18 protein-coding genes and 4 pseudogenes are annotated in these 22070 nt (G+C 56.8%); 5 read left to right on the top strand and 17 right to left on the bottom strand.

Annotated features, from left to right (window positions below; genetic code table 11):
* Window positions 1-417: 417 nt before the first annotated feature.
* From KFB96_RS07305 to KFB96_RS07325, 5 genes and pseudogenes are all read right to left on the bottom strand, one after another.
* Window positions 418-684, bottom strand: a pseudogene (locus KFB96_RS07305) (MarR family EPS-associated transcriptional regulator).
* Between the two features lie 56 nt (window positions 685-740).
* On the bottom strand, window positions 741-1106 hold the full coding sequence (locus KFB96_RS07310; protein WP_213462720.1) for a DUF5615 family PIN-like protein: 366 nt from the start codon (window positions 1104-1106) through the stop codon (window positions 741-743).
* Window positions 1106-1333 (bottom strand): DUF433 domain-containing protein, encoded by a 228-nt coding sequence (locus tag KFB96_RS07315; RefSeq protein ID WP_213462719.1) that lies wholly within the window; start codon window positions 1331-1333, stop codon window positions 1106-1108. The genes KFB96_RS07310 and KFB96_RS07315 overlap by 1 nt, the downstream gene beginning before the upstream one ends.
* A gap of 1188 nt (window positions 1334-2521) precedes the next feature.
* A complete protein-coding gene (locus tag KFB96_RS07320) occupies window positions 2522-2728 on the bottom strand; it encodes a hypothetical protein (RefSeq protein WP_300971369.1) in 207 nt (68 codons plus the stop codon).
* 82 nt (window positions 2729-2810) lie between these two features.
* Complete coding sequence (locus tag KFB96_RS07325; RefSeq protein WP_213462718.1) at window positions 2811-3320, bottom strand: transposase; 510 nt, start codon at window positions 3318-3320, stop codon at window positions 2811-2813.
* A 59-nt stretch (window positions 3321-3379) separates the two neighbouring features.
* Between KFB96_RS07325 and KFB96_RS07330 the strand changes: the two are divergent.
* Window positions 3380-4422 (top strand): annotated as a pseudogene (locus tag KFB96_RS07330) (IS630 family transposase).
* 239 nt (window positions 4423-4661) lie between these two features.
* Here KFB96_RS07330 and KFB96_RS27465 read toward each other — a convergent pair.
* A pseudogene (locus tag KFB96_RS27465) lies at window positions 4662-5087 on the bottom strand (helix-turn-helix domain-containing protein); the annotation flags it as partial.
* A gap of 122 nt (window positions 5088-5209) precedes the next feature.
* On the opposite strand from KFB96_RS27465, the gene KFB96_RS07340 reads away from it, so the two are divergent.
* From KFB96_RS07340 to KFB96_RS26520, 3 genes and pseudogenes are all read left to right on the top strand, one after another.
* The gene (locus KFB96_RS07340; RefSeq protein WP_300970306.1) at window positions 5210-6052 is read left to right on the top strand and encodes a DUF4338 domain-containing protein; all 843 of its coding nucleotides are present in this window, start codon (window positions 5210-5212) and stop codon (window positions 6050-6052) included.
* On the top strand, window positions 6049-6465 hold the full coding sequence (locus tag KFB96_RS07345; protein WP_213501862.1) for a transposase DNA-binding-containing protein: 417 nt from the start codon (window positions 6049-6051) through the stop codon (window positions 6463-6465). The genes KFB96_RS07340 and KFB96_RS07345 overlap by 4 nt, the downstream gene beginning before the upstream one ends.
* A pseudogene (locus tag KFB96_RS26520) lies at window positions 6368-6976 on the top strand (transposase); the annotation flags it as partial. The gene KFB96_RS07345 and the pseudogene KFB96_RS26520, both read left to right, overlap by 98 nt.
* An 84-nt stretch (window positions 6977-7060) precedes the next feature.
* Here KFB96_RS26520 and KFB96_RS07355 read toward each other — a convergent pair.
* Window positions 7061-9220 carry a recombinase family protein gene (locus KFB96_RS07355; protein ID WP_213501864.1) on the bottom strand — a complete coding sequence of 720 codons (2160 nt, stop codon included), beginning with the start codon at window positions 9218-9220 and terminating at the stop codon, window positions 7061-7063.
* A 331-nt stretch (window positions 9221-9551) separates the two neighbouring features.
* On the opposite strand from KFB96_RS07355, the gene KFB96_RS07360 reads away from it, so the two are divergent.
* Complete coding sequence (locus tag KFB96_RS07360) at window positions 9552-9863, top strand: IS4 family transposase (RefSeq protein WP_300971370.1); 312 nt, start codon at window positions 9552-9554, stop codon at window positions 9861-9863.
* A gap of 107 nt (window positions 9864-9970) precedes the next feature.
* Here KFB96_RS07360 and KFB96_RS07365 read toward each other — a convergent pair whose 3' ends face one another.
* From KFB96_RS07365 to KFB96_RS07405, 10 genes are all read right to left on the bottom strand, one after another.
* Window positions 9971-11146 carry an SH3 domain-containing protein gene (locus tag KFB96_RS07365; protein ID WP_213462712.1) on the bottom strand — a complete coding sequence of 392 codons (1176 nt, stop codon included), beginning with the start codon at window positions 11144-11146 and terminating at the stop codon, window positions 9971-9973.
* A 1022-nt stretch (window positions 11147-12168) separates the two neighbouring features.
* Entirely contained in the window at window positions 12169-12504 is a 336-nt protein-coding gene (locus KFB96_RS07370) for a hypothetical protein (RefSeq protein ID WP_213462710.1), read from the bottom strand.
* 344 nt (window positions 12505-12848) lie between these two features.
* Window positions 12849-13526, bottom strand: coding sequence for an SH3 domain-containing protein (locus KFB96_RS07375; protein WP_213462709.1), 678 nt, complete (start codon window positions 13524-13526; stop codon window positions 12849-12851).
* A gap of 564 nt (window positions 13527-14090) precedes the next feature.
* Entirely contained in the window at window positions 14091-14948 is an 858-nt protein-coding gene (locus tag KFB96_RS27470) for a DUF6399 domain-containing protein (protein WP_367115074.1), read from the bottom strand.
* On the bottom strand, window positions 14891-15751 hold the full coding sequence (locus KFB96_RS26530; protein WP_300971371.1) for a hypothetical protein: 861 nt from the start codon (window positions 15749-15751) through the stop codon (window positions 14891-14893). Before KFB96_RS26530 ends, KFB96_RS27470 begins: the two co-directional genes overlap by 58 nt.
* A 1217-nt stretch (window positions 15752-16968) precedes the next feature.
* On the bottom strand, window positions 16969-17325 hold the full coding sequence (locus KFB96_RS07385; protein WP_213462707.1) for a hypothetical protein: 357 nt from the start codon (window positions 17323-17325) through the stop codon (window positions 16969-16971).
* Window positions 17326-17658: 333 nt separating this feature from the next.
* Window positions 17659-18399, bottom strand: a complete 741-nt coding sequence (locus KFB96_RS07390; RefSeq protein WP_213462705.1) for a hypothetical protein — start codon at window positions 18397-18399, stop codon at window positions 17659-17661.
* Between the two features lie 515 nt (window positions 18400-18914).
* A complete protein-coding gene (locus KFB96_RS07395; protein ID WP_213462703.1) occupies window positions 18915-20849 on the bottom strand; it encodes a S41 family peptidase in 1935 nt (644 codons plus the stop codon).
* Between the two features lie 55 nt (window positions 20850-20904).
* The gene (locus KFB96_RS07400; RefSeq protein ID WP_213462701.1) at window positions 20905-21375 is read right to left on the bottom strand and encodes a DUF4201 domain-containing protein; all 471 of its coding nucleotides are present in this window, start codon (window positions 21373-21375) and stop codon (window positions 20905-20907) included.
* 1 nt (window position 21376) lies between these two features.
* Entirely contained in the window at window positions 21377-22057 is a 681-nt protein-coding gene (locus KFB96_RS07405) for a glycine zipper 2TM domain-containing protein (RefSeq protein WP_213462699.1), read from the bottom strand.
* Window positions 22058-22070: the final 13 nt, after the last annotated feature.

Below are 22070 nucleotides of genomic sequence, written 5' to 3' on the forward strand. Positions count from 1 at the left end.
TCGTTTTCGGGCCATGGTGACGACTCCTTGGTGCACCGCCCTCAGCGCCGAAGGTCCGCGCAGCGGACCCTATTCGGGTCAAGGTCCGGTCCGCTGTGCGGACCATGGGCGGCTCGATACCCTCGTTGGTAAACCGATACCTCAATCAGTTGGGCTTGTTGCTGTACTCTGAGTTTGACTTCAATCGCAGCGATAACGTTCAAGGCCATCGGGGGCAAGTGAGGTTCCCCCATCGTCCCCTCGTTCCCAAGCTCTGCTTGGGAATGCGGCCCGCAAAGCTCTGCTTTGCGCCTCTGCTCTCGGGAAGCAGAGCTTCCGATACCGGGTTCCCAAGCGGAGCTTGGGAACCAGCTCAAGGGGCGACTTCAGTCGCCCATAAACCTCGGCGCGGGCATGTCGGGGCGACTGAAGTCGCCGCTACACCTTTGGGTGGGATGCGACCCCGGCGGCGAGCTGGGCGATCTCGGTCTTGAGGGCGTCGTATTCGGCGCGTTTGCGCTGCAGGAAGCGCGCGGTGATGCTGGCTTTGGCCTCGATGCCCTGCGGGGTGAGCAGGTAGGCGTAGGCGCGCTTGTTGTCGCTTCTGCGGAAGTTCTGGACCTTCACCCAGCCCTGGTCGATCACTGCGCGCACGCAGTAGTTGGTGCTGCCCAGGCTGATGCCGAGGGCCTAACTCGCTCCCACGCAGAGCGTGGGAGCGAGCTAGCGGCGCTTGAGGCGCCCCATCACCTTCGATACGTTCAGCGCGTTGTCTCGAAAACGATGACACCCCCACTGTCCAACTCGACGTAGCGGGGGCTTTCGGCGAGGGCCCAGGCCAAGGCATCCCAATGCTCTTCGAACAAGGCGAGGAGAGCGGTATTCGACAGGTTGCCCAAAGTCACGCGCAGCAGGCGGGCGGGTGTCCCGTTCACAAAATGGCTATCGCGAAAATCGCTGTCCTTGCTGATCAAGACCATTCCGTTCGCATCGGCGAACGCGTCAACGTCCGAGTCTTTGGTCTCGGAATCGTCCAGGATTCTGTTCACATGGGTCGCGTCTACGCCACGTTCACGAAGTTGGTTCACCAACCGATAGGGCATATGCACGTCGCACAGGACCTTCATCAGGCAACTCGGCGCAGCGGCTCGCCGGAGACCAAAAGCCTGGCGTAGTGCAGACAGACCAGGATGTCTTCGCGCTCCAGCTCCGGGTGGTCGGCAAGGATTTCATCCAGCCCCATACCAGCAGCCACGAGGTCAAGGATGACTTCCACTGGCCAGCGCATGTGCCGGACGCAGGGTTTTCCGTGACAAATGTCTGGGTCGAGGGTGATGCGGCTTAGATCTAGCATGACGGGACCTCGGGATGACGCGTCGCTCAGGCAGCAAGCCCCGCGAACCGAAACAGGCCATGGGCTCGAAAGCGCAGTATAGGCACAGGCCCGATGCAGCGCATCTCGGACGCACCCTGGCGACGAACCACCTCCAGGAACTTGAACCCCTACCCGCCCCGACACCGCCCCGGCACCCTGGGTGGTGCACCATCTCCCCATCCAACCACATCGCGTTCTCGGGACCGTGCGCGATTACCGTGGGGGAAATAGGGGACGGTGCGGCCTGGCAAGGTCGCGTGTTCTAGCGGGTGCGAGTCCCGCCCGGGTAATCGTGCGCCGCGAGCCCGGTATCGAGCCTTGCGGCGCGACTGGTAACAGGCGCGTCGATGCGTAGACACGACAGCAGGCGAGGTGCAAAGGTAACGGGTGATGCCGACCCTGAAGGTGTTGAGCCCCGAAAATTTTGGTTGGTGAGTGCCGACGGCTTCGTCCCGCCGGTAGGCAACAATCCGTGTCGCGCTCTGGCGAGCGGCACGGATACTCCCCGGGGTCAGAGACCGTATCGAGCCTGACATTGAGAATACGCGGTAACCAGGGAGATCCGCGCATCGGTCCGCGGGAAGCGGGCACCCGCGAACAAGTGTAAAAAGCGAGGACACGGGCGGTGATGCGTGGAAGTCGGAGCCACCCATACGAGCTGTGACGCCCGGTCATGCGGGTCGAGCAAAGGGGTGGCGGCCCGAGACAATGCGCGGGTAAAGCACGGCCCTACACCGAGAGGATTCTGTCCGTGACAACCATGCTCGCGCGTTTCACGCCGTCGGCGTGCCCGCCCTTGTGGCGGTGCGCGGAACGCTCGGCGCTGCGGCGGGAGCCGCACGCGCGGAGTCGACAGGGCGCAGGACTCGCTCCCCTGTTCCACGGCGGAAGACTCGGGCCGGGAGCCGGATGGTGTAACACTCCAAGTCCGGTTCTGCGAGGAGTCGGGCGCCGAATCGTCGCATGGCGGAGATATCGCGGCACCGCCGGGAAACCAGGCGGCAAACAGATAAAGCAAACATCTGCCTAAACGACGGCAAGGCCCCGGCTTACTCTCCTACCACGGAATCATGCACCCGGCTAGGGAAAGGACTGGATCAATTGAAGACGCATTGAGCCACGTACCCTTCCGCTCCTGACCTTGCTAGCCCACCGCGTCGTCTCCTATCAGATCATCGAGGCTGGCGGCATCGAAGATGCCGTCGAGCCAGGCGTCCAGTTGCGCGACCGGCGCGGTGTCGATCCGCTGCTCTGCCCTGCGGGCAATGGGCCGAAGCGACGCGTGAGCAGACGCTTGAGGCTTTCGGCCTTGCCCTCGGCATAGATCGATTGATACGCCTTCGTCTCCTGAATCGGGGTCACCAAGTTCAGCATCGCCCAGATCTCCTTCGCGGTCAGTCCGCGAAATCGCTCGAAAAACCAAAATTCAGTTAAGTTTTAGGTTTTATAGTGCTTTTCAAGAGTACCTGTAGGTAACAATCGAAGGAACAAATTGCTCGATCCAATGTTTCGCGAATGAATGACGAATGGCCAATTCATCCCAAGACCTTGTAATGCATTGCTTGAGGTCGCCAAGCGAGGGAATGCTGTTGAGCGAGATGACGCGCTTGATGCTTTTCCAGATGAATTCAATGGGATTGAGGTCCGGCGAGTATGGCGGAAGATACACCAGAGCGATATCCAACCCATCCGCAACCTCTTTCAATGAGGCCGCACGATGACTGCTGAAGTTGTCGAGAACAACGACGATCGCACGGAAATCCGGATGAGCGGTCCGGATGTCCCGCAGAAACTCCGCAATGGCGTCATGTGTCGAATGCTCCAGGAATCCTTGCACACTGTGGCCCACAATCGCGTAAAAGCCGATGGCATTCGCTTTGAGCTTGGCGGTGTTCTTATGGATATACCTTTTATAGGCATAAACGCAACTTTCCTTATGTCGACTCTCAGCAATGCTCGATAACATTTTAACTTCGAGTTAGACTTATCGCTACCGACGGGCCGCCTTGTAGTGTTTTTTAGACGATGATCAGAATCGAGTTCTCCGAGCAGGATTTGAAGACAATACAGAAGTTGCGTTACGAGCATCCACACCCAAGGGTGCGCAGGCGAATGGAGGTGCTGTGGCTGAAGAGCCAAGGCCTTGCGCACCGGGAGATTTGTCGGCTCGCGGGAATTTCCAGCAACACCTTACGGCAGTACCTAGGGATGTTTCAGTCCGGTGGTATCAAAAAGCTGACGGAGCTCAACTTCTACGCCCCGATAAGCGAGTTGGAGCAGCATCGCTATCGACTCGAAGCCCATTTCCGCGCGCATCCGCCTGCGACCATCAACGAGGCGGCGGCCATGATCGAGGAGCTGACGGGAATCAAGCGCAGTCCGAGCGCCGTGGGGCGGTTTCTCAATTCGCTCGGCATGGCTCCGAGACGAGTCGGAATCATCCCCTCGAAAGCCGATCCGGAGGAGCAAGAACAGTTTATTATCAATAAGTTAGAGCCGCGCATCGAAGAAGCCAGACAGGGTAAACGCGCTATTTTTTTGTCGATGCTGCTCACTTTGTAATGGGTGCCTTTCTCGGCATTCTGTGGTCATTCTCCCGCCTTTTTTTAAAGACTTCCGCCGGGAGAAAACGTTTCAACGTGCTCGGTGCGCTGAACGCGATCACGCATGAACTGGTGATGGTGACGAACGATACCTATATCACTGCGGTAAGCGTCTGCGACCTGTTGCGACGCATTGCCATGCTGAATCTCGACGTGCCAATCACGCTGGTGATGGACAATGCGCGCTACCAGAAGTGCAATATCGTCACAGCGCTGGCTTTGCAGCTGAATATCGAACTGCTTTATCTTCCCACCTATTCACCGAATTTGAACCTGATCGAAAGGTTGTGGAAGTTCGTCAAGAAAGAAGTGCTCTACTCGAAATACTATCCTAATTTCGCCGAGTTCCGAACTGCAATCACCGACTGCCTAAAACAAACGCACACCACGCACAAGAAGGAGCTGGACTCTTTACTCACGCTGAAATTCCAGGCATTCAAAAAATGTGAGCTTGTGCCTATATGAGGTATAACCGCTTTCTCGAAATGCCAGACTCGGGCCGTGTTGGCCGTCAGTTGCGGGCTCGCCTCATCGAGAAATACAAGGGCGATCTCCGACTCGGCGATACCGCGATCCATCAAGGTGTTGAAGGCGTCGATCAGACGATCTTCCAGCTGCTCTTCGGCATCGGCCGGGCGACGAAGATCGTGCGGGTAAGGCTTCGAATACAGCATCTTCAGCCGGTGGCGGAGGATGCGCCAGACTTGAGACAACGACAAGGTGATGCCCCAGTGCTCGACGATGAGATCGCGCACCGCCTTGGTCTCCCAGTGATCGCGTGTTTCCAGCAGGCTCTTCAATTCCGCAAGATCGGCATCGCCGAGCGCCGGCGGCGGCCCGGGCGGCTTTCCCGTCGGCTCCTGAAGATGCACGATCCCGTGATAGCCCCGCGTGCGCCATGCGCGAATCCAAACGTAGGCCGTCGACATCGGAACCTGCAAGCATCGGCAGATGGTCTCCAACGTGATCTGCGGAGGAAGCTCGACGATCAAGTTCAGCAGGATCAACCGCAGGCGTATCTCCGGATCCCGTTCCTCTGTCAGATGGATTTGGAGCATTGCTGCATTCGGAACATCAACGCGACGACCGGTGCTCATGGGCACATCGTTACCCACATCTCCGCTCCCCATGATCCGCTGCGGGGCGGGGGCTGGACACAGAACCGCTGAGCTGGTGAAATTGTCCCCTCGTCAACCGCAGGGGGCAAGGTACAGTGAGCGAGCAGAGGCCGGAGAAACTGTGTGGGCGGGCGTTGAGCGCAGCCGATCTGGAGGTGATCCGAGAGGAGATCGGCCGTGCCGAGCCGGCGAACCGTGCCGAGATTGCCCGGCGGGTGTGCCGGGCCCTGGAGTGGACGAACGCGCTGGGTGAGCCGAAGCTGATGAGCGCCCGGGTGGGGCTGTTGCGGCTGCACCGGGCGGGCCTGATCGAGTTGCCGGCACCGCGCTGGGGCAATGGCAATGGGCGCGCACTGACGCACGCGGCGGTGCTGTGGCCGCCTGAGCGTCCCCTGGACGGTCGGGTGGATGGGCTCTCGGGTGTGCGCCTGAGCGTGGTGCGCGAGAAGGCGGCTTCGCGGTTATGGAACGGCCTCATCGATCGCTACCACTACCTCGGCTACAGTCCGCTGCCGGGGGCGCAGATGCGCTACCTGATCGAATCGGATCAAGGTCTGCTCGGCGCCTTGGGCTTCGGGGCGGCGGCCTGGAAGGTCGGCGTGCGCGATGCCTGGATCGGCTGGGACCGGTTGCAGCGCGAAGCGCGCCTGGGCGCGGTGGTGAACAATGCCCGCTTTCTGCTGCTGCCGTGGATTCGCGTGCAGCACTTGGCCTCCAAGGTGTTGGGGCTCGCGGCACGGCGGGTGGGCAGCGATTTTGCCGAGCGCTACGGCGAGCGGCCGGTGCTGCTGGAGACCTTTGTGGAGTTGGCGCGCTACCGCGGAACCTGTTACGCGGCAGCCAATTGGCAGTACCTGGGCGAGACGCAAGGGCGGGGCAAGTGCGATGTCGCCCATCGCGCGACGTTGCCGCGCAAGGGCGTCTTCGTCTACCCGCTGCGCGCGGACTTCCGCCGCGCCTTGGGGGTGGCGGCATGAGCGCGCTGGTGGCGGAGTTGGCGGACATCGATCTGGGTGACGTGCGTCTGAATCGTCGCGCGCGGCGGGTGCTGCAACGCCTGGGTGAGAAACCGATGCTGAGTCTTCCGAGCGCGTGCGGTGGCTGGGGCGAGACCCGCGCGGCCTACCGGCTATTTGATCATGCCGCGGTCAGCGCCGAGGCGGTGCTCGCTCCGCACATTGCCTGCACCGTCGAGCGGATACGCGAGCACCCACGGGTGCTGTGTATCGAAGACACCTCGGAGCTCGACTACACCGGCAAGAACGATATCCAGGGCCCGGGGCCGCTCAACTATGAAAGCCCGCCGGGGGCTGTACCTGCATCCCACCCTGGCGGTCACCCCCGATCGGTTGGCGCTGGGCCTGCTCCATGCCCACACTTGGGTGCGTGAGTCCGGCAGCCTCGCCCAGCCCAAGGACGCCGCTCGCCCGATCGAAGAGAAGGAAAGCCTGCGCTGGATCGACGGCTTCGCGCGGGTGAACGAACTGGCCGAGCAACTGCCCGAGACGCGCCTGACCTATCTCGCCGATCGCGAGGCCGACATCTACGAGCTGTTCGTCGAGGCCCCGTGCCCGGACACCGGTGCCGACTGGCTGGTACGCGGCCAGCACGACCGCGTCCTCGGCAAGGACGCCGAGGGCAATCCCGAGACCTTACGCCAGCGTTTAGACCAGGCCCCGGTGCTCACCGAAACCTGCTTCGATCAACCCGGCGGCAACGGACGCACCGCCCGCACCGTCCACCAGCAGATCAAGGCCGTGCGCCTGAAGCTGCCGGCCCCGTATCGGCGCGATCGCAAGCTGGCCGAGATCGAGATCACCGCTATCCTCGCCACCGAGCTCCAACCGCCACCCGGTGAGGACCCCGTCGAATGGTTGCTGCTGACCAACCTGCCCGTGACCACGCCCGAGCAAGCGCTGGAGAAAATCAGTTGGTACCTGTGCCGATGGCAAATTGAGATTGACCAGACATGGTGCCTCCATAAATCACTCAGGCGGGGTCGACCGAGGGATCGTCGCTCCCGACGCGGACATGCCGCGCCCAGCGGCGGGGACGCTGCGCAGGGCACGCAGGCGCTCGACCTCCGCGGCGTCGGCGCGAATCAACCATTGGCGCTGACCGCCCCGCTCGACCCGGCGGGCCTGCAGCACGCCTCTGCGCAGCCAGCTGAACAGGGTGACCGACGGCATCTCCAGTTCCAGCGCCAACTCGCGCAGGCTCCATTCGTCGGCCTGCCGATCGACCCAAGGCGCTTGTCGCCGTGTCGACGAACCCGCCGCGACACCCTGACGGGCGAGCAGCGTGGCGACCATCGCAGCGTTGAAGGTCTGCCGCCGTTTCGCCGGATGCCACTGCTCGGCATTGAGTTGCCGCGCGATCTGCGCACAGGTCTGCCCCTCTTGATGTAAGCATAGAACACGCGCCGCCAGTTCGGGATAGGTACTGAGCTGCTCCAGGCGCGCGACCGGGCGGGTCAGGCGTTCCCGGGTGTGGTGACCGCCGATCCAGTGCACCTCCACGGCGACCTGCTCGCTGTCGTCGACGACCGTGACGATGACCCGCTCCACGAGCAGTCGCACGATGGCTTGGCGCTCGTCGTTGCCGGTGGTCTCGGCGGTCCAGAGGGCGGGAAGATCGCCGGCGAGTTGGCGGATCCGCGTGCGCTCCTCGGCCGACAACGCGGTCGGCTCGCTCGCCATGCATCGCGCATACTCGGCCTCGAGCTGATCCTGCGCGGCCAGGGCGGCCTCCCAATCCTGTTCCAGGGTGCGCGCCACCAGCCGATTCTCCGGCTCGACCGCGCGATACTGCCGCTCGGCACGCGCGGCTTCGTAACGGGCGCGCTCCAGGCGCTGTTGCCAGTGCTCGTGTCGGCGCGCGCGCTCGCCCTGGAGGTCCTCGGCGACCTGCAGGCTGATCTCCAACGCGGCCGGCTGCAGCGCCTCCAAGACCAACCGCCCGATCAGGGCATCCAGGGGCGCACCGGCGAGCGCTTGACACAGCGGCGCCCCGTAGTCGACCGCCTCGCGGCTGCAGACGTAGCGCAATCCGGATCCGCTGTTGGTGTACTGCGTGGCCATGGCGAGCCCGCAGCGACCGCAGATCAGGCGACCCGACAACAACGAGGGACCCGCACGGACCACGCCGCCGGCTTGGGCGGTATTGGCCGCGAGCTGCCGCAGATTGTGCTCGTATTGGTCCCGGGCGATATAGGCCGGCAGGTGATCTTTGATCAGCACCTCCCACTGCTGCGGCGGCGCGACCGTACGCCCGGTCGAGGGGCGTCCCGGCTGGCGACGGCGTGGATCCGTGGGGCGACGTCCGTAGACGTAGGCACCGGCGTAGATGGGGTTGTGCAGCAGGTTGCTCAGCGTCACGCGGTTGGGGCGACGCCAATCGAGCTCGCCGGTGCGCGGACCGCTGCGCACGCGATCGGGCAGTTGGATGTGATGGTCGACCAGATAACGCAGAACCCCGTTGATCGTGCCGCACCGTTGGAACTGCCGAAACACCGTCTCGATCACGCCCCGAACCTGCGCGTCCGGATCCTTGATCACCTCTCCGGATGGCGCGCGGACATAGCCGCGCGGCAGCAGCGAGTGCAGCTCTCCGCGGCGGGCCTTCGCGCGCTTGCCCTCGAGCATGCGCTGCTCGAGGATGTGCAGCTCCGCTTCCGACATCGTCCCCTTCAGTCCCAACAGCAACCGGTCGTTGTAGGTCTGCGGATCATAGATCCCGTCGGCATCCCCGATCAGGGTATTAAACAGTCCGCACACCTCCAGCAATTGATACCAGTCCCGCGAGCTGCGCGCCAAGCGCGAGATCTCGATGCCGAGGACGATGCCGACATGATCCAGACCGACTTCGGCCATCAGACGCTGAAAGCCGGGCCGACCCTCGGCGCTCGCCCCGGAACGGCCCAGGTCCTCATCGATCAGAAGGATCTGCGAGGGGGACCAGCCCAGCTCCACCGCCCGATCCACCAAGGCGTACTGCAGCCGGGTCGACTCCTGGTGGCGCTCCACTTGCTGCAGCGTGGATTGGCGCACGTAGACCACGGCTTGGCGCTGCAGATGCGAGGACTGGATCTTCCCGTACGTCGGGTTGGCCGGCGCACGGTACACGGGCGAGAGGACGGTGCTCATCGGCGTTCTCCTCTGCCGTCCCGACTGCGCTCAGCCGGTGTTCGACCAAGCGGCTCAGCAGGACAATCAGGCGCTCTCGCTGCCGCGGCGGCAGTGTGCTCCAGTGGATCGGAGCCTTGCGCGTCATGCCGGTGATCCAGCCATTTCGCAAGTTCCAACAACGCCCTACAATCCAGTATTGATGAGGTTTGGGGGGTTGTCAAAAATGCATCTACGGCGGTTTTCGTGATGGGGTATCGAGATTTTCTTCAGAATCCTCAAAAGCGGCTGTCGCATCGAAGAACTGCAGCTGGAGAAGCGCGAACGCCTCGAGCCGGCACTGGCGTTCTACATGATCATCGCCTGGCGCGTGCTGTTGCTCACCATGCTCGGACGCGACTGTCCCGAGATGCCTTGCGATGTCGTCTTCGATCAGGCCGAATGGCAGGCGGTCTATCTGGTGACCCAACGCAAGCCGCCACCCGAGACCCCGCCGTCGCTCGATCGGATGGTTCGCATGGTCGCCGGCCTCGGCGGCTTCCTCAACCGCAAGCGTGATGGCTTTCCCGGACCCCAGACGATCTGGATCGGACTCCAGCGGGCTGCCGATTTCGTGCTCGCTTTGGAGGCCCAGCGCATTGCCGACGGGGAGAGTTGTGGGTAACGATGTGTAAATGAACACCCTCGTAACGCGATACTGAAACATCTAAGGTTGATATACTTCTGAGGACGGCTCGGCGACCACGCATGAACGGTTTCTTCTGCGGTCATCTAGTTTCGCACCGCCGCCGAAGCTGGCGTACAGCACCCCACGAACCAACGCGTCCTTCCGTCGCGCGTGATGGTCAACGTCCCTCTACCGAACATAAATGCGTCGACAGGGAGATAGGGGCAGGGATCAGCTTCGAATCGAAACGTCATGCGGTTTGCAGGGTCTTCGCCGGCGATCAGGATGCCGTATGTGTAACCCTGTGCAAGTTCGACCGAGGTAATGGGGTGTTGCTGACGCGTTCCATCGACTTCAACCGATAAGGCTGTGCGCGTCCAGTCCAGGAACCAGTCAGGCTCGAAGCCGCCGCAACTTCCGGCGATCGGGGTTGATGAGTACCCGATGGTGTCAAACTCCGCGGATCGCAGATAACGCTCGGCGACCCAGCCGCCGCCGTCACCGGCGAACTGACGCCATGCCGTATCGCCGACAACACGTCTTTCGCCAACTGCGACCAATGTCCCTGGAGACAAACGATCGATCACAGCAGACTGTGCAGACGGTGCTGCGCGCTCGTTCAACTCGTCACCCGCAGGAAGCGGAACCACCACCATATAGGCTGGCGACAGGACCGCTGTGCCTCGCTCCCTGAGCTGATCCCTCTGGCGTGGTAGCTCCGACTGCGCGGCGACCACGATGTTTGCAGGAGTTGGAGCTTCGGGCTTCGGCACAGCCTCAGCCTCAGCCTTTTGATGATCAAGTAGCATACTCTGCCCGTAGCTCGGTTCCGGGGCCACATCGTCGTCTTTCGGCTCAACAAGGTTCATCCACTGCCAAAGCTCCAAGGTCGCAAATCCCAACAAGAAATTCTGGGCTTCACCGTCAATCTCGATCGTCGTTGGTTGAATGTACCGCGTGCTGAGGTTTACGAACCATTGAATCGTCGCTTTCTTCGTCTGACCATTGAAAGTACGCTGGATTTCGAGCTGAACGAGTCTCAGGTTCGCTGGGCTTTCCTCACCCTCGGGGATAGCTGCCCTCCACTGCACCGACCCTCTGGCTCCCGCCACTGCTGCCGCCCAGTCTTCGATCGTGGTCGTTGCCCCTTCGAGTTCGACAATCGATTGCTGAACAACTGTAATCGCTTGTGTGTTGCCCGTTTCGCAAGACACCAGCATGAGGCAGAATAGAAGCGGGATCACCGGATTCCTTCGGCTAGAAAACAGTTTTTGTAGCATTCTTTTACTATGTCATATGGTGGCTTGATGTTTATCGAATCTACGCGCGTCCGATAAGGTTCCCTTCTGGAACTGGAACGCCATAATCACAACTGCTCTTCTCCACGATCCCCCGGCTTAGGTACATGTTCCTTCGTCAGCACCGAGAAAAGAGATTAGCTTGTTCTCATAAGGAGCGCGATATTAGAGATGCGCCCCGTCATCAGGTCGACCGCAGCAGGGAATATGGTCTCCTCGACTCGGATGATGTAGACCAGCACCAACTCGGTTTGGCTGACCAAACATACCCGAGAGTTCGCCTGACCCATAACTCCAAGGCTGGAGACCTATTCGACGATAATACTCGCAGTGCAGATGTCCCCGCGATTGAAGCAGACCCCGTCTCACGCCGAACCCAGTGGTCTCCAAGACTCACTGCTTCGACAATATCAGTAACCGGCTGGAGTGCATAAAAAACCGTCTACCTCCGGAGGCACAATAGGCTATCGGTCTACCCGAACAATTTTCCAGGCGATCTCTGCAAACTAGTGATTTAGCCTTTATGGCAATGGTCGGGACTGAAGAGACATGTAAATCATCATGGCTAAAGAGTTCACGTCTGATGGCGACATCTCTTCGCCATTCTGGATTACTCTACTCATCACCAAGAATGACCTATTCTCTTCGGATCCGGAATTCATTTCTCTCGTCAGCAATATCGCCGTTTCGTTCTCATTTCTCGTCATCGGATCCGTGTTAGTCAATCTGGCAATCCATTGCGTGTCTCCGACTTTCTCCCAGTCAACGTCCTTTTCCTGAAAAAAAGAATAAAGTGGACTAGCATCGTCAGATACGAGCATATTGCCCATGCTACTAGCGGAAGCGAATTTACCCTGAAAGAACTCTGGGCTTGGCTCGTCTGCAAGACAAGGTGTGGAAAACGCCAACAACAGAACGGAATAAACGATTGCCTTCAGCATTAGATTGCCTTCGTAAAATTAGAAATATGAGAATATTGCGGTCCACATTGGCCTTTGTCTACTTCACCGACACCGGATGTAGCGCAAACCCTGCTCGTTGTTCTGAGAGAAAATCATGGTATCGTCGGAAACAGTCATCCGAATGCTCTCGTTCCAGGTTTCACCTTCACCGGAGCATTCACCCTGAGCTGTCCAGGTTTCCCCTTGCTGCTCGATAGCCTTAAGATCACATCGACTTTCGTAAAACAGAATACTCGTAACTTCAATTTGCATCGGAACGTTGTCACCTTCCGCTTGGCAGTTATCTGAGCCTTGTGCCCAGGTTCCTACGTAGGGGGGTGCACCGAAAGCTGAGACGGTGAACACCGTCGCAGCTACCGCTATTAACCATCTCATCATGAGTTACCTCCACTCGACCCAGGCCCTTTCATTTAAATTCATCAACGCAATAAACTCCATCTTCTCGCGTTGCCGTTTCAGAAACATAGGAACAGGTAAAATCTCCAAATCTCTCCCAATGTTTTTGGCTTCATTTAGGGCATAAACCGCCGTTCTCCTCGGTTCTAGTGCTTGGACTAGCTCATTGTAAGCACGTCACACCGCTAATTCGTTCCGCTCCGAGACACATGCCCTAAAATCAACCGTGTTCGTTGTGCTTTCATCGCATTCTGTAGCTTGTGCGGAAATGCTTAACGCACACAGGACGACTAGAATAGTTGCTTTATTCATCATGTTATTCACTTTCAACCTGCAATCACCGTGATAAACTTATCGCTGACCCATCCGGCTCTACATGGACCGTTATACGGTTGATGTGAAGCGACCGGCGAGGACGTACCGCAGTCGATCTCCGGATCGCTTGGAGAGACAACCACGCCCTGCCATCCTGTTACATAGTCACAGAGTATAACGACATCACCTTCATATAACTTACCGATTAGTCTTGCATTTATGCTCGGCCCGGAGCGTAGAGCCAAAAAGCCATCACCTCCCGGCTTGAGTCCACTTACAACTCCGACTGAAGCGCAGGCGTCATAACCTGGATCCTCGCCAACCATCACGGGTCGGTCGCCACCAGAGGTCGCGCGGTTGACATGGGCAGCATTGTTGAGTAAGAGATAGCGATCAAACACCCACCCAGTGACGCCGTTGTAGGTGGTCTGACACCAGTGACTACCGTCGGATGCAGGTTGGCAGTCTCCAAGGCTGATCTTTGTTCCGTGGGGTATTTTGGCCAAGCGCTTCCCACTCTTGATCGTCGGCTCGCTGCGTAAGGCGAGAAATCCATCTCCCGGTGTATTCACAACAGCACGGTTATAAACGAATTCAGACGACCAGACCGGGTGAAGAACCAATAGAGCACTTCCCAAGGCGAGCAACATAGAGCAGCAAGCATTTGCTACAACTAGCCAGAATCTCATAAGACACTCCTCGACACACCTGACTTTACTACCTGGGTAATAGTTCGGTCTTTAAGCACTCGCAGAGAGCCCTCTAGGAGCTGCCAAAATTCACTACTGCAGTTCATACTTCGAGCCATTCCATACCTAAGTCACTTTGTTGTGGAAACGAAGGTTTCGATATCGGCCTGACTCAGCGCGGGCAGCGCGCAGATGCGCAGCGCCCCGTCATCGGGTAATCCTTTTAAATCCCGTCCATCGCCGTATAAGAAAACTCATTGATGGAGATTATCGTTCCATCAACAGGAGTGTAATACACCAAATACTTAAGCGTGGTATACGGATCAGAAGCGTTCTTAAGATGGGTTTGAATCCCAATGATACATCCAAACCCATTCTTCGAATCACCCCAAAAGTCACGATCAGAATACTGAACCTCATGTTTAGAATGAGTCTTATTCTTCAAAATCGCATTCGCAAACTTAGGCTCTTTCTCAAGGAATGTCTTTACCGCAGCGGTTGCATACTTTGCACAATCCGGCCTTGTTCATTATCCCGGCCACCGCCATCAGGCCGCGACCGGCATCAGATAGGGTAGTTTCGGCGGGCGTGGCCGTCGGCGTCGGGGTCGCGGCGGCAGGGCACACGCAGGAGAAGCTCCTCGAACAGTGCGGGATGTGTCCGCCCGAAGAAGCGCTCGGCGGCGGTCGTGCCGTCGGGACGGCGGATGTGGAAGTTGTGCACGGCGGTGAGCGCGGCGAGCCTGCGGTCGCTCAAGCGATGACGCCCGTGATGATGCAGCGACAGTTGGCCGTTGCGTCCTTCCACACAGGAGCTGCTGCGTTGGAACAGATCGGCGCAAGCGCCGGCGACCTGTTCGACCCGAGCGCTGTCCTCGGGCGCGAGACGCTGCAGCGGATGATCGGCGCGCCGCAGGACGTCGAGCAACGCGGTACTCGCCGCCTGCACGCGGTGTCGGGTCTCGGCCGCGGTGCTGCGGGCGGCGACGCGCTCGAGGTAGATGCCGGGGATGAGCTGCTCGAGGACCGCCGCTTCCAGCTCCGGGGATAGCGCGAGGGCCTCGACCCTGGCGGTCACGGTGGCGAAGAAGAACGCGAGCGTGGCGAGCCACTGCACGGTCAGGCGCTCGGCCTTGGCGAGGCGTTCGCGAGCGCGCTCGGGCAGCTCGGCGGCCTCGGCCAATCCCTTCAGGCGCGTCCAGACGTCGGTGAAGCGCGCCGCCACGCGCTCCACCGGCTGCGTCTGTCCATCCACCGGATCATACGGGTGATACAACAGCACGCCGAGCTCGCGGATCAATGCGCGCGCCTCGCTCTGCCGCTCCCGTGCGCGGTCGCGTTCGGCTTCGACGGCGACCAGCGCGCTCAGGGCGGCGCCAATGCGGGTCTCGAAGGCCGGTGGACGCCCGAGCGGGCGCGGCACGCGCGCCTCGAACGCCTGCTGCGCCGCGCGCTCGGCCTCCCAGTGCTTCTGCGCGGCCGCCACGCCGGCTTCAGCGCGGCGCACGTCGCGCGCCAGCGCCAAGGACGTGGCTTTGGAGACCTCGTGTTGGCCGTGAAAGAGGTCCGGGAATGCTGCGCACGGAGGTCCGTCTCGGCATGGCGACGCAGCGCCTTGGCCTCGTCGGCGGTGCTCTGGATCACCTCCACGGCGAGCCCCGTGCAGGCGTCCTGAAGCGCGGCGGTCCAGGTCGCCGCGGTGCGATCCGCGGCGTATTGCTCCAGCACAATGAGGTTCGACTCCGGCTCGATGGCCACCAGGCAGATCCCCGGATGAAAGGTTTCGTCCTCGCACACCGTCACCTGACGCACCGGCATGCCCTCGGCGAGCGCCGTACGCTGCTCCGCGGCCACCGCGACCACGGCCGTTTCCAAGTCGACATTGAGCGCGTGCTGCGCGCCGTCGCTGACCCCGACGAAGGCCGACAGCCCGCTCAGCTCCAGGAATTCACTCACCAGCCGGGTGCCGCCCGCCGCCCGCAAGGTGATGCTGAAATGCGCCGCCAACACCAGCCGATGCAGCCAATCGATCCCCTCCGGGGTGCGTGCGAAGGCCGTCAAGCCCGTCGGCGGATCCCCGCGCGGAACCTCCCCGCACCAGTCGCGCAAGGTGCTGCGCGCAATACCCATCTCGGTGGCCACGGCGCGTTGCGTCTCCCCCGCCGCCAGCCGTGCTTCGGCCGCCGCGATGTGCTCGGCTTGCTCCAAGCGTGTGCGTCGCGTCATGAGCCGATGCTCCGGCCCGGTCTCGAACGTCCGGGTAGCGCAGCACCCGCGCTTGGTCTAAAGTCACTCTCGGCAGGATCTTCGAACATCTTTTCGAACCCTCGGTGAGTTTGCACTTCCAAGGGTATGAAATTTCGAGGGTCCTGCCAAATCCCCGCACATCCGTCACCAAGCCCCGGACTCGGACTTGGACGGGCTTATGAACAACGCCATGCCATTTTCTGTAGCCCAGGCACCGTTTGCACCAGGCAGTCGTGATTGACAATTTCCCTCATCCTGCATATGTGACCGAGATTCCCCCTCAGCGCTATACAATGCCGCTTCTACTGGGTCAGAAAATTCAGAGAACTCATCAACTTCGTTAGCACATGAGACAGATCCTGCGGTTGACATTGCAAGAACGACTGCGACAGTAAGTATGTTTTTCTTCATTGTAAATTTACCTCGTTAAGGCGATCATGATTTTTATTAAACTCGCGTTGAGTTCAAATGTGAAACCGATGCATCACCTAATAACCCAAACAACAGACAGAAGTATGATAGCCAAGCTAAGAAAAGAAACTATATTCAATTATCTTCGTTTAAGTACTTCTAAGATTACGCCCCTCACGATGGATTTCTATCAGTAGAATCGTATCGGCCGCTTCAGTGCCCGGCGGCCGGACTCCCTGACATCAGGATCGACTCCGTTGCCATTGGAAGCGTTGTTACGTAACCAATAAGAGCAATCGGAACAAACGAGGCGATAATCGCCCGGTTCCATGTCGACATTGACCGGCTTTCGGAAGACACTAACACCAGCTTTATCGTTGAATCCATTTTTCTGAACATGAGTATTTGGACTCCGCTTAGTAAACGTGCCAACTTCCAGCCTTTCTTGAAGCAGGATGCAATCTGGACCCACTACAATCCGAAACGAGACAAGACCAAGTAGTCGCTGACATTCGCGGCAGAAGTCGAAAATCGAATTGACCGTCCTATATCCTACAACCCCAAGGACCGAGGAACGGATACCAGTAATTCCGCGCTCCGTATCTCAACAGAAATACATCTTAATGCTATTAGTCCAAGTCGTATTCGACTGGTTCAATGCCAGCGCATTCTTCTAAAGGTCCAAACACCGGGGAACCTGAAACGTCCCGCAGAGCAGACCGGCAGCCCTGTGCAAAGCCGTGCAAATGACCACCAGGAAAGACAAGAGGGTTACGGTCGAACATTCAGTCACAGCGTACGACCTCCTGATCTTCCTGAAGCCCGGTGAGTCGGCCGTCCGGTGTATTCGTCAAAATGTATTCCTGCGTCCATTCTTCTCCTTCCCCATAACACTCGAAGAAACCCCGCAGTTTGTTGCTAGAACTTGAATCGATCGACTTCAGCGAGCATCTCAATTCTATCGAACTGATTCCAGTAGGATCAATCTCGTAGAGAAAATCCCACCCGAGCGTTCGAATCTCCCTGCATTGTTCTTCAGAGTATGCGTAAACCCCACGGAATGCTTCTGGCATCGATGGCGGGGTAGCACCAACTGCAGTGCCAGTGAGAACCATACTCGCCAGTAATAGATAATTCTTCATTCCTGTTATCCTCGACTTTGACCATTATGGCAGTTCCCCATGGAGCTAGCCGACTGAGTTATCGTTGGGGCAGAAAATTAGAGAGGGGCAGGATGCCCTCGCGCCCGATCATTACCCCTCGTTAATTTTTTGGAGCATCATAACGAATTGATATAATATGAGTTGCTAGCCAGGTAAAATGGCCAAAGTCGAGTTAAGGAGATGCGCAACATGAAGATAGGCATGGGGTGCCTAGCCTTGGGCAGTTGAACAGAACTTGAATCCGACATTTCCAGATAGATACACTTCGAATCAGAGAGCAAGGAGGCCACTGCTGCGGCCTCCAATTATTGCTTACTTGCTTGTACCTAGGCGCATAATGGTCGGCCTGCTACCGTCGAGTAACAGCGCGGAGAGCACATTCGAACCCCTCACCTTGACTTTCTGACGGCGCTCCAGCTCGCCAAAGCCACCCTGCACGGGTTGATCATCAATCCAACCCTCCGGCACCACGTAGCTAACCGGGTCGCTACGATCGTTATGGAGCGTGACTGTCATAGTTGTACTCTTGAACGAGAGCGACTGCATATTTTCTTGAAGTAGTGCGTTGACACGCTGCATAAACTTTGGATTCAACACCGGCTTCAATACTGCTGTGTTCTCATCCGTTTGCACACGCACGATCGTAAGATCACGCGTGGGTTCACCGCTGGTAAGTTCTCCCTCGAAGACAACCCCTAACAACGAGGTCATCCCCTTATTATTACAACCGGCGATAGTCGCGTTAGAGTTCGCATCAAATAGCGCTAACACTTTAGGGCCAATATCCGCAATCTTCTCACTTTTACATGTCGGTACCTCGATTGCCAGTTGAGCCTGGAATGCCTGAGGTTGTTCATGAACAATCTCAATGTCCGTCACATACAGATCCGCATCCAGTTCGATCTCACATCCTGTGAGCATTATGCTTAAAAACACCAACACACCAACTTTCGCGATCATGGACTGCTCCTGTAATTGCATCTGCAATGACTTCCCCAAAAAACCACCACGCTCATCCACCGGCATAGGTGATAACGAGGCGATTCCACTCACGGAGGAATGATAACCTTTTGTTATTAATCCCTCACAGAGAAGAAATCTATTTGACTCTCGTGGACTTATATATAAGCATTCTGGACTGCCAAGATCCGGTCCTCAAATGCCGCCATAGATTGATACACTTGAGTGCTGACGCCGCAGACCAACCAGTCCCCGAAACCGGGCATGCTTGCAGAGAACAAAACAAGTCAAACAACGAAGTATTTTAAGTTAGTGCGGCTTAGTCTTTTGTCGTGACGCACGATTTATACGTGAGGCGTATAACAGATTACAGAATAGGATGCCGAGTTACTCGACTTCGGCCATTATGGCAGTTCCCTATGGAGCTAGCCGACTGAGTTATCGTTGGGGCAGAAAATTAGAGGGGGGCGGGATGCGCCCGCGCATGATCTCGTAACCCCTCGCTAATTTTTTGGAGCGTCATAACGCATTAATCTTAAATAAGATGCTAGCCAGGAATGTGATCACTTTGAATGCTCATGGTTTCATGGGTTATGGCTCCATACTTTTTACAGACCACCTGCTGTACGATAGGCTTTCGAGTTAAATATTTCGCTGGATTTCACAAGTCTTTGAGGTACAAACGGCTGTTTTTCACAGTTGGTACCACTTGCATCTTGTAGTTGATATACAGAAAGAGAAAGCTCACCTTCTCCTGCGATAGCGAACGTACCTTGAGCTAGACACTTCCCAGCGGTCGGTGAACCTATGAATAACGTCTCCGGTTTGTGACGGGCGAGAGCCCGTATAAATATTTCGGCAGCACTCGCTGTGATCTGACTAGTCCACACTTGTATAGGTATAGATATTTCGGTATTTCCAGACAGTGTAACTAGAGTTTCTGGTGGTGCACCACGAGAGGATAGCGTAGCTACAGAAAGACCGCTGGGTAGTAGCAGGGAAGCGAAATCCACTGAAGAGTAAAGACTGCCGCCTGAGCAAAACCGCAAATCTATTGTTAGGGGATATCTGCGTGAATTTGCTTTTCTAAGAAATTCTCTAAAGTTCATCTCGCTTGCTTCATCAAAAATAGTGACCCGAATCGATGTATGGTTCGCCTCTTCGTGATACGAGATCGCCTGCTTCTGAAAATGTGCTACCCTGATACTGTAAGTTGTCGCTTCAGTACCTCTTGTCACTGAAATTAGTACATCACTACCAGGTTTCAAATCTGTTAGAAATGTTAAGGAGTTTAAGGCGCGTTCGGTAACGCTGACCCCGCTAATTGCAGAAATCAGCGCTGGTTCAGTAAAACCAGCAATGAAAGCCGGCCCTCCCTCAAAAGGGACACCAAGCAGTCGGTGCTCATAAGGTAAGATTAAGATGCCAAGCCCGATAATCTCACCAATAGTTGATTGCGAGTCACCGAAAGTTCGATCGGTTATAAATCTGGAGTAAGAGTCCAATGCCTTAAGGTAGCGATTCAATACGACAGGGTTAGCGCAACAGTGCTCGATATCTTTTATGGTTGGTCTCGTGTAGTGATTTTGTTTGATGACGTTAGCGATTGTATTCTGTAAATCGGGATGGAATGCAGATTCTGTTGCTGTAGCATGGTTTAGATTCTCTTCACACTGTATTTGAAATTCATGTTCGATTAGAGTCCCCAGATCGTAGTTTCCAGGAAGTGACCGGGTAGCAGGAAAAACGGCCATATCGCCCGGCTTAAAGCTACCACCCCATTCGCCGAAATCGATCACTTCTGAACAGAGACGCTTTCTTGGAATGCACCACCAAGCATCTTCCGACACACCTGATAGACGGTCATCAAACCAGACACCATAGCGCCGTTTCAGAATAACGCTGATCCGGTTGTCTGCTTGCCGTGATAGCTTACCCTGATACACTGTCTGCCAGCTTTCATGTGCGCTTTTGCACTCGTGCTTTTCGACGACCCAAATAGTTTCACCCTCGACCCAATTGATATGATTGGGGTAGGCCGAAAAATCATGCGGAAGAAGCTTCTCAGTTGCAGTGCTGACGCTTCGTTGTTGATCTTCTGGCCACGACCGACTGATGTTTAGGGGAACTTCCTCGGTGTGTGTTTCTGGAGAAGGTTTGTTGATTGGTGGCTTCGCTGTTGATGATTTGAATGGCTTAACCTCTTTTAATCGATCCCAACTAAGAGGGTCTAACATTCCGGTTATGGGAAGTCCTGCATCTCGTTGAAAGTGTTTCAACGGGGCTTCGAGCAAAGACCAGGTTGGCATAGCGATCTCTTCGTTCCAGTATCCAGCGGCACTAAGGCGAGCCGCAATCTCAACCGGGGTCACAACTTGTTCCTTGTGAACAATCTGTTGTTGATATCGGTTTGGCGCCATGATCAGACCATAATCGCGACTACAACCCACTGTGTTTGCGGTTAAGAAGAGTCCAAGGAACAAAGCGACATTAAGACGTTCGCTCCGCTTCTTAGAAGAAGCTATGTTGACAACGACTCGCAAAGATCGAAACTCCAAAGAAACCGACGAAGAAAATCTTCCGATGAGGACCCGTCAGCTATAGCGTGTTAACAATGGTCCAGAGATTCGCGATCTCGTCCTCAAGTTCAGCTTTCCGTCGCTCATAATCTTGACTAACCGGTGGTTGCCCTTGCAGCCTATTTAATTCTGCCTGTAAGTTATTAGCACGCTGCGATAACTCGGCCTTCTGCCCTTTTTTATTCGTAGTGCTCACAGTGACGGAGCTTATTTGTCCTTGAAGCCGTGACACCTGGCTCTTCATATTGCTCAATTCGCGTCGCGACTGTGCATCGTTTACCTTCAAATCTTCTTGTCGCTGAACCGCTACATATCGCTCCCCCTGTACCTGAGCCAAGCGCGCTTCTCGTTCGTCAATACGCTGGTCGTAGGCACCTGTTGTGAGGCCACAAACGCCACCAGCAAGACCACCTTGAGATGGATCTTGTGTCACATTCGTGCAGCAACCCACTAGCAAAGCACCACTGATCAAGATTGTAACAATTCGCATTTTAGACTCCCAGTGAATTGTTCATCGCATTCAACGTGGAAATCTTCGAATTCAATAAGTTCCGTTCATTCTCTAGCTTTGCTAACTCTGCATTCAGTTGTGCGTTCGTTCCGTACTGCTTTTGCCTTGAGCGAGATTCACGCAGTTGTGCATCGACAGCAACGATCTGTTGATTCGCCGCGGCTATATCTTGATCAAGTGCTTTTGATTGTTTTTCTAAGGATGTTTGCCTTTGGGACAAAGACACCTTTTGTTTTTGTACCGCTGTAATCTCTTTACGACGATTATCAATCTTTGTCTGCAATGTTTTGTTAACCGCATGTACCTCTTTGGTGAACTTCTGGTTCCACGCTATTTCACCGGCAAGCGCTTCTTCTTTGCTCGCATAGCTCTTTTTTCGCTGGGCAATAACGTTACCAAAAACACCTCCAGCAGCGGCTCCGGCAGCGGCCCCAATCACCATGCATTTCGTTCGATCATTGCCTTTACAAGCTAACGCGCCTGCCAAGGTTCCAAGGACAGCCCCTCCGATAGCACCTTGCATGGTGGTTGCAGCCTCGTCACTTGTATTCTCTCCTGTTGTTACACAACCGATCACAAGAATAGAAGTAACAACCGTCACCACACACATGTTTAATACTTTTCTAAGACAAATAGTCTTTCGTGACGCATGGTTATTCACTGTGAATGTCTCC

This window comes from Thiocapsa sp. (assembly GCF_018399035.1).
In the GTDB taxonomy this organism is placed as follows: domain Bacteria; phylum Pseudomonadota; class Gammaproteobacteria; order Chromatiales; family Chromatiaceae; genus Thiocapsa.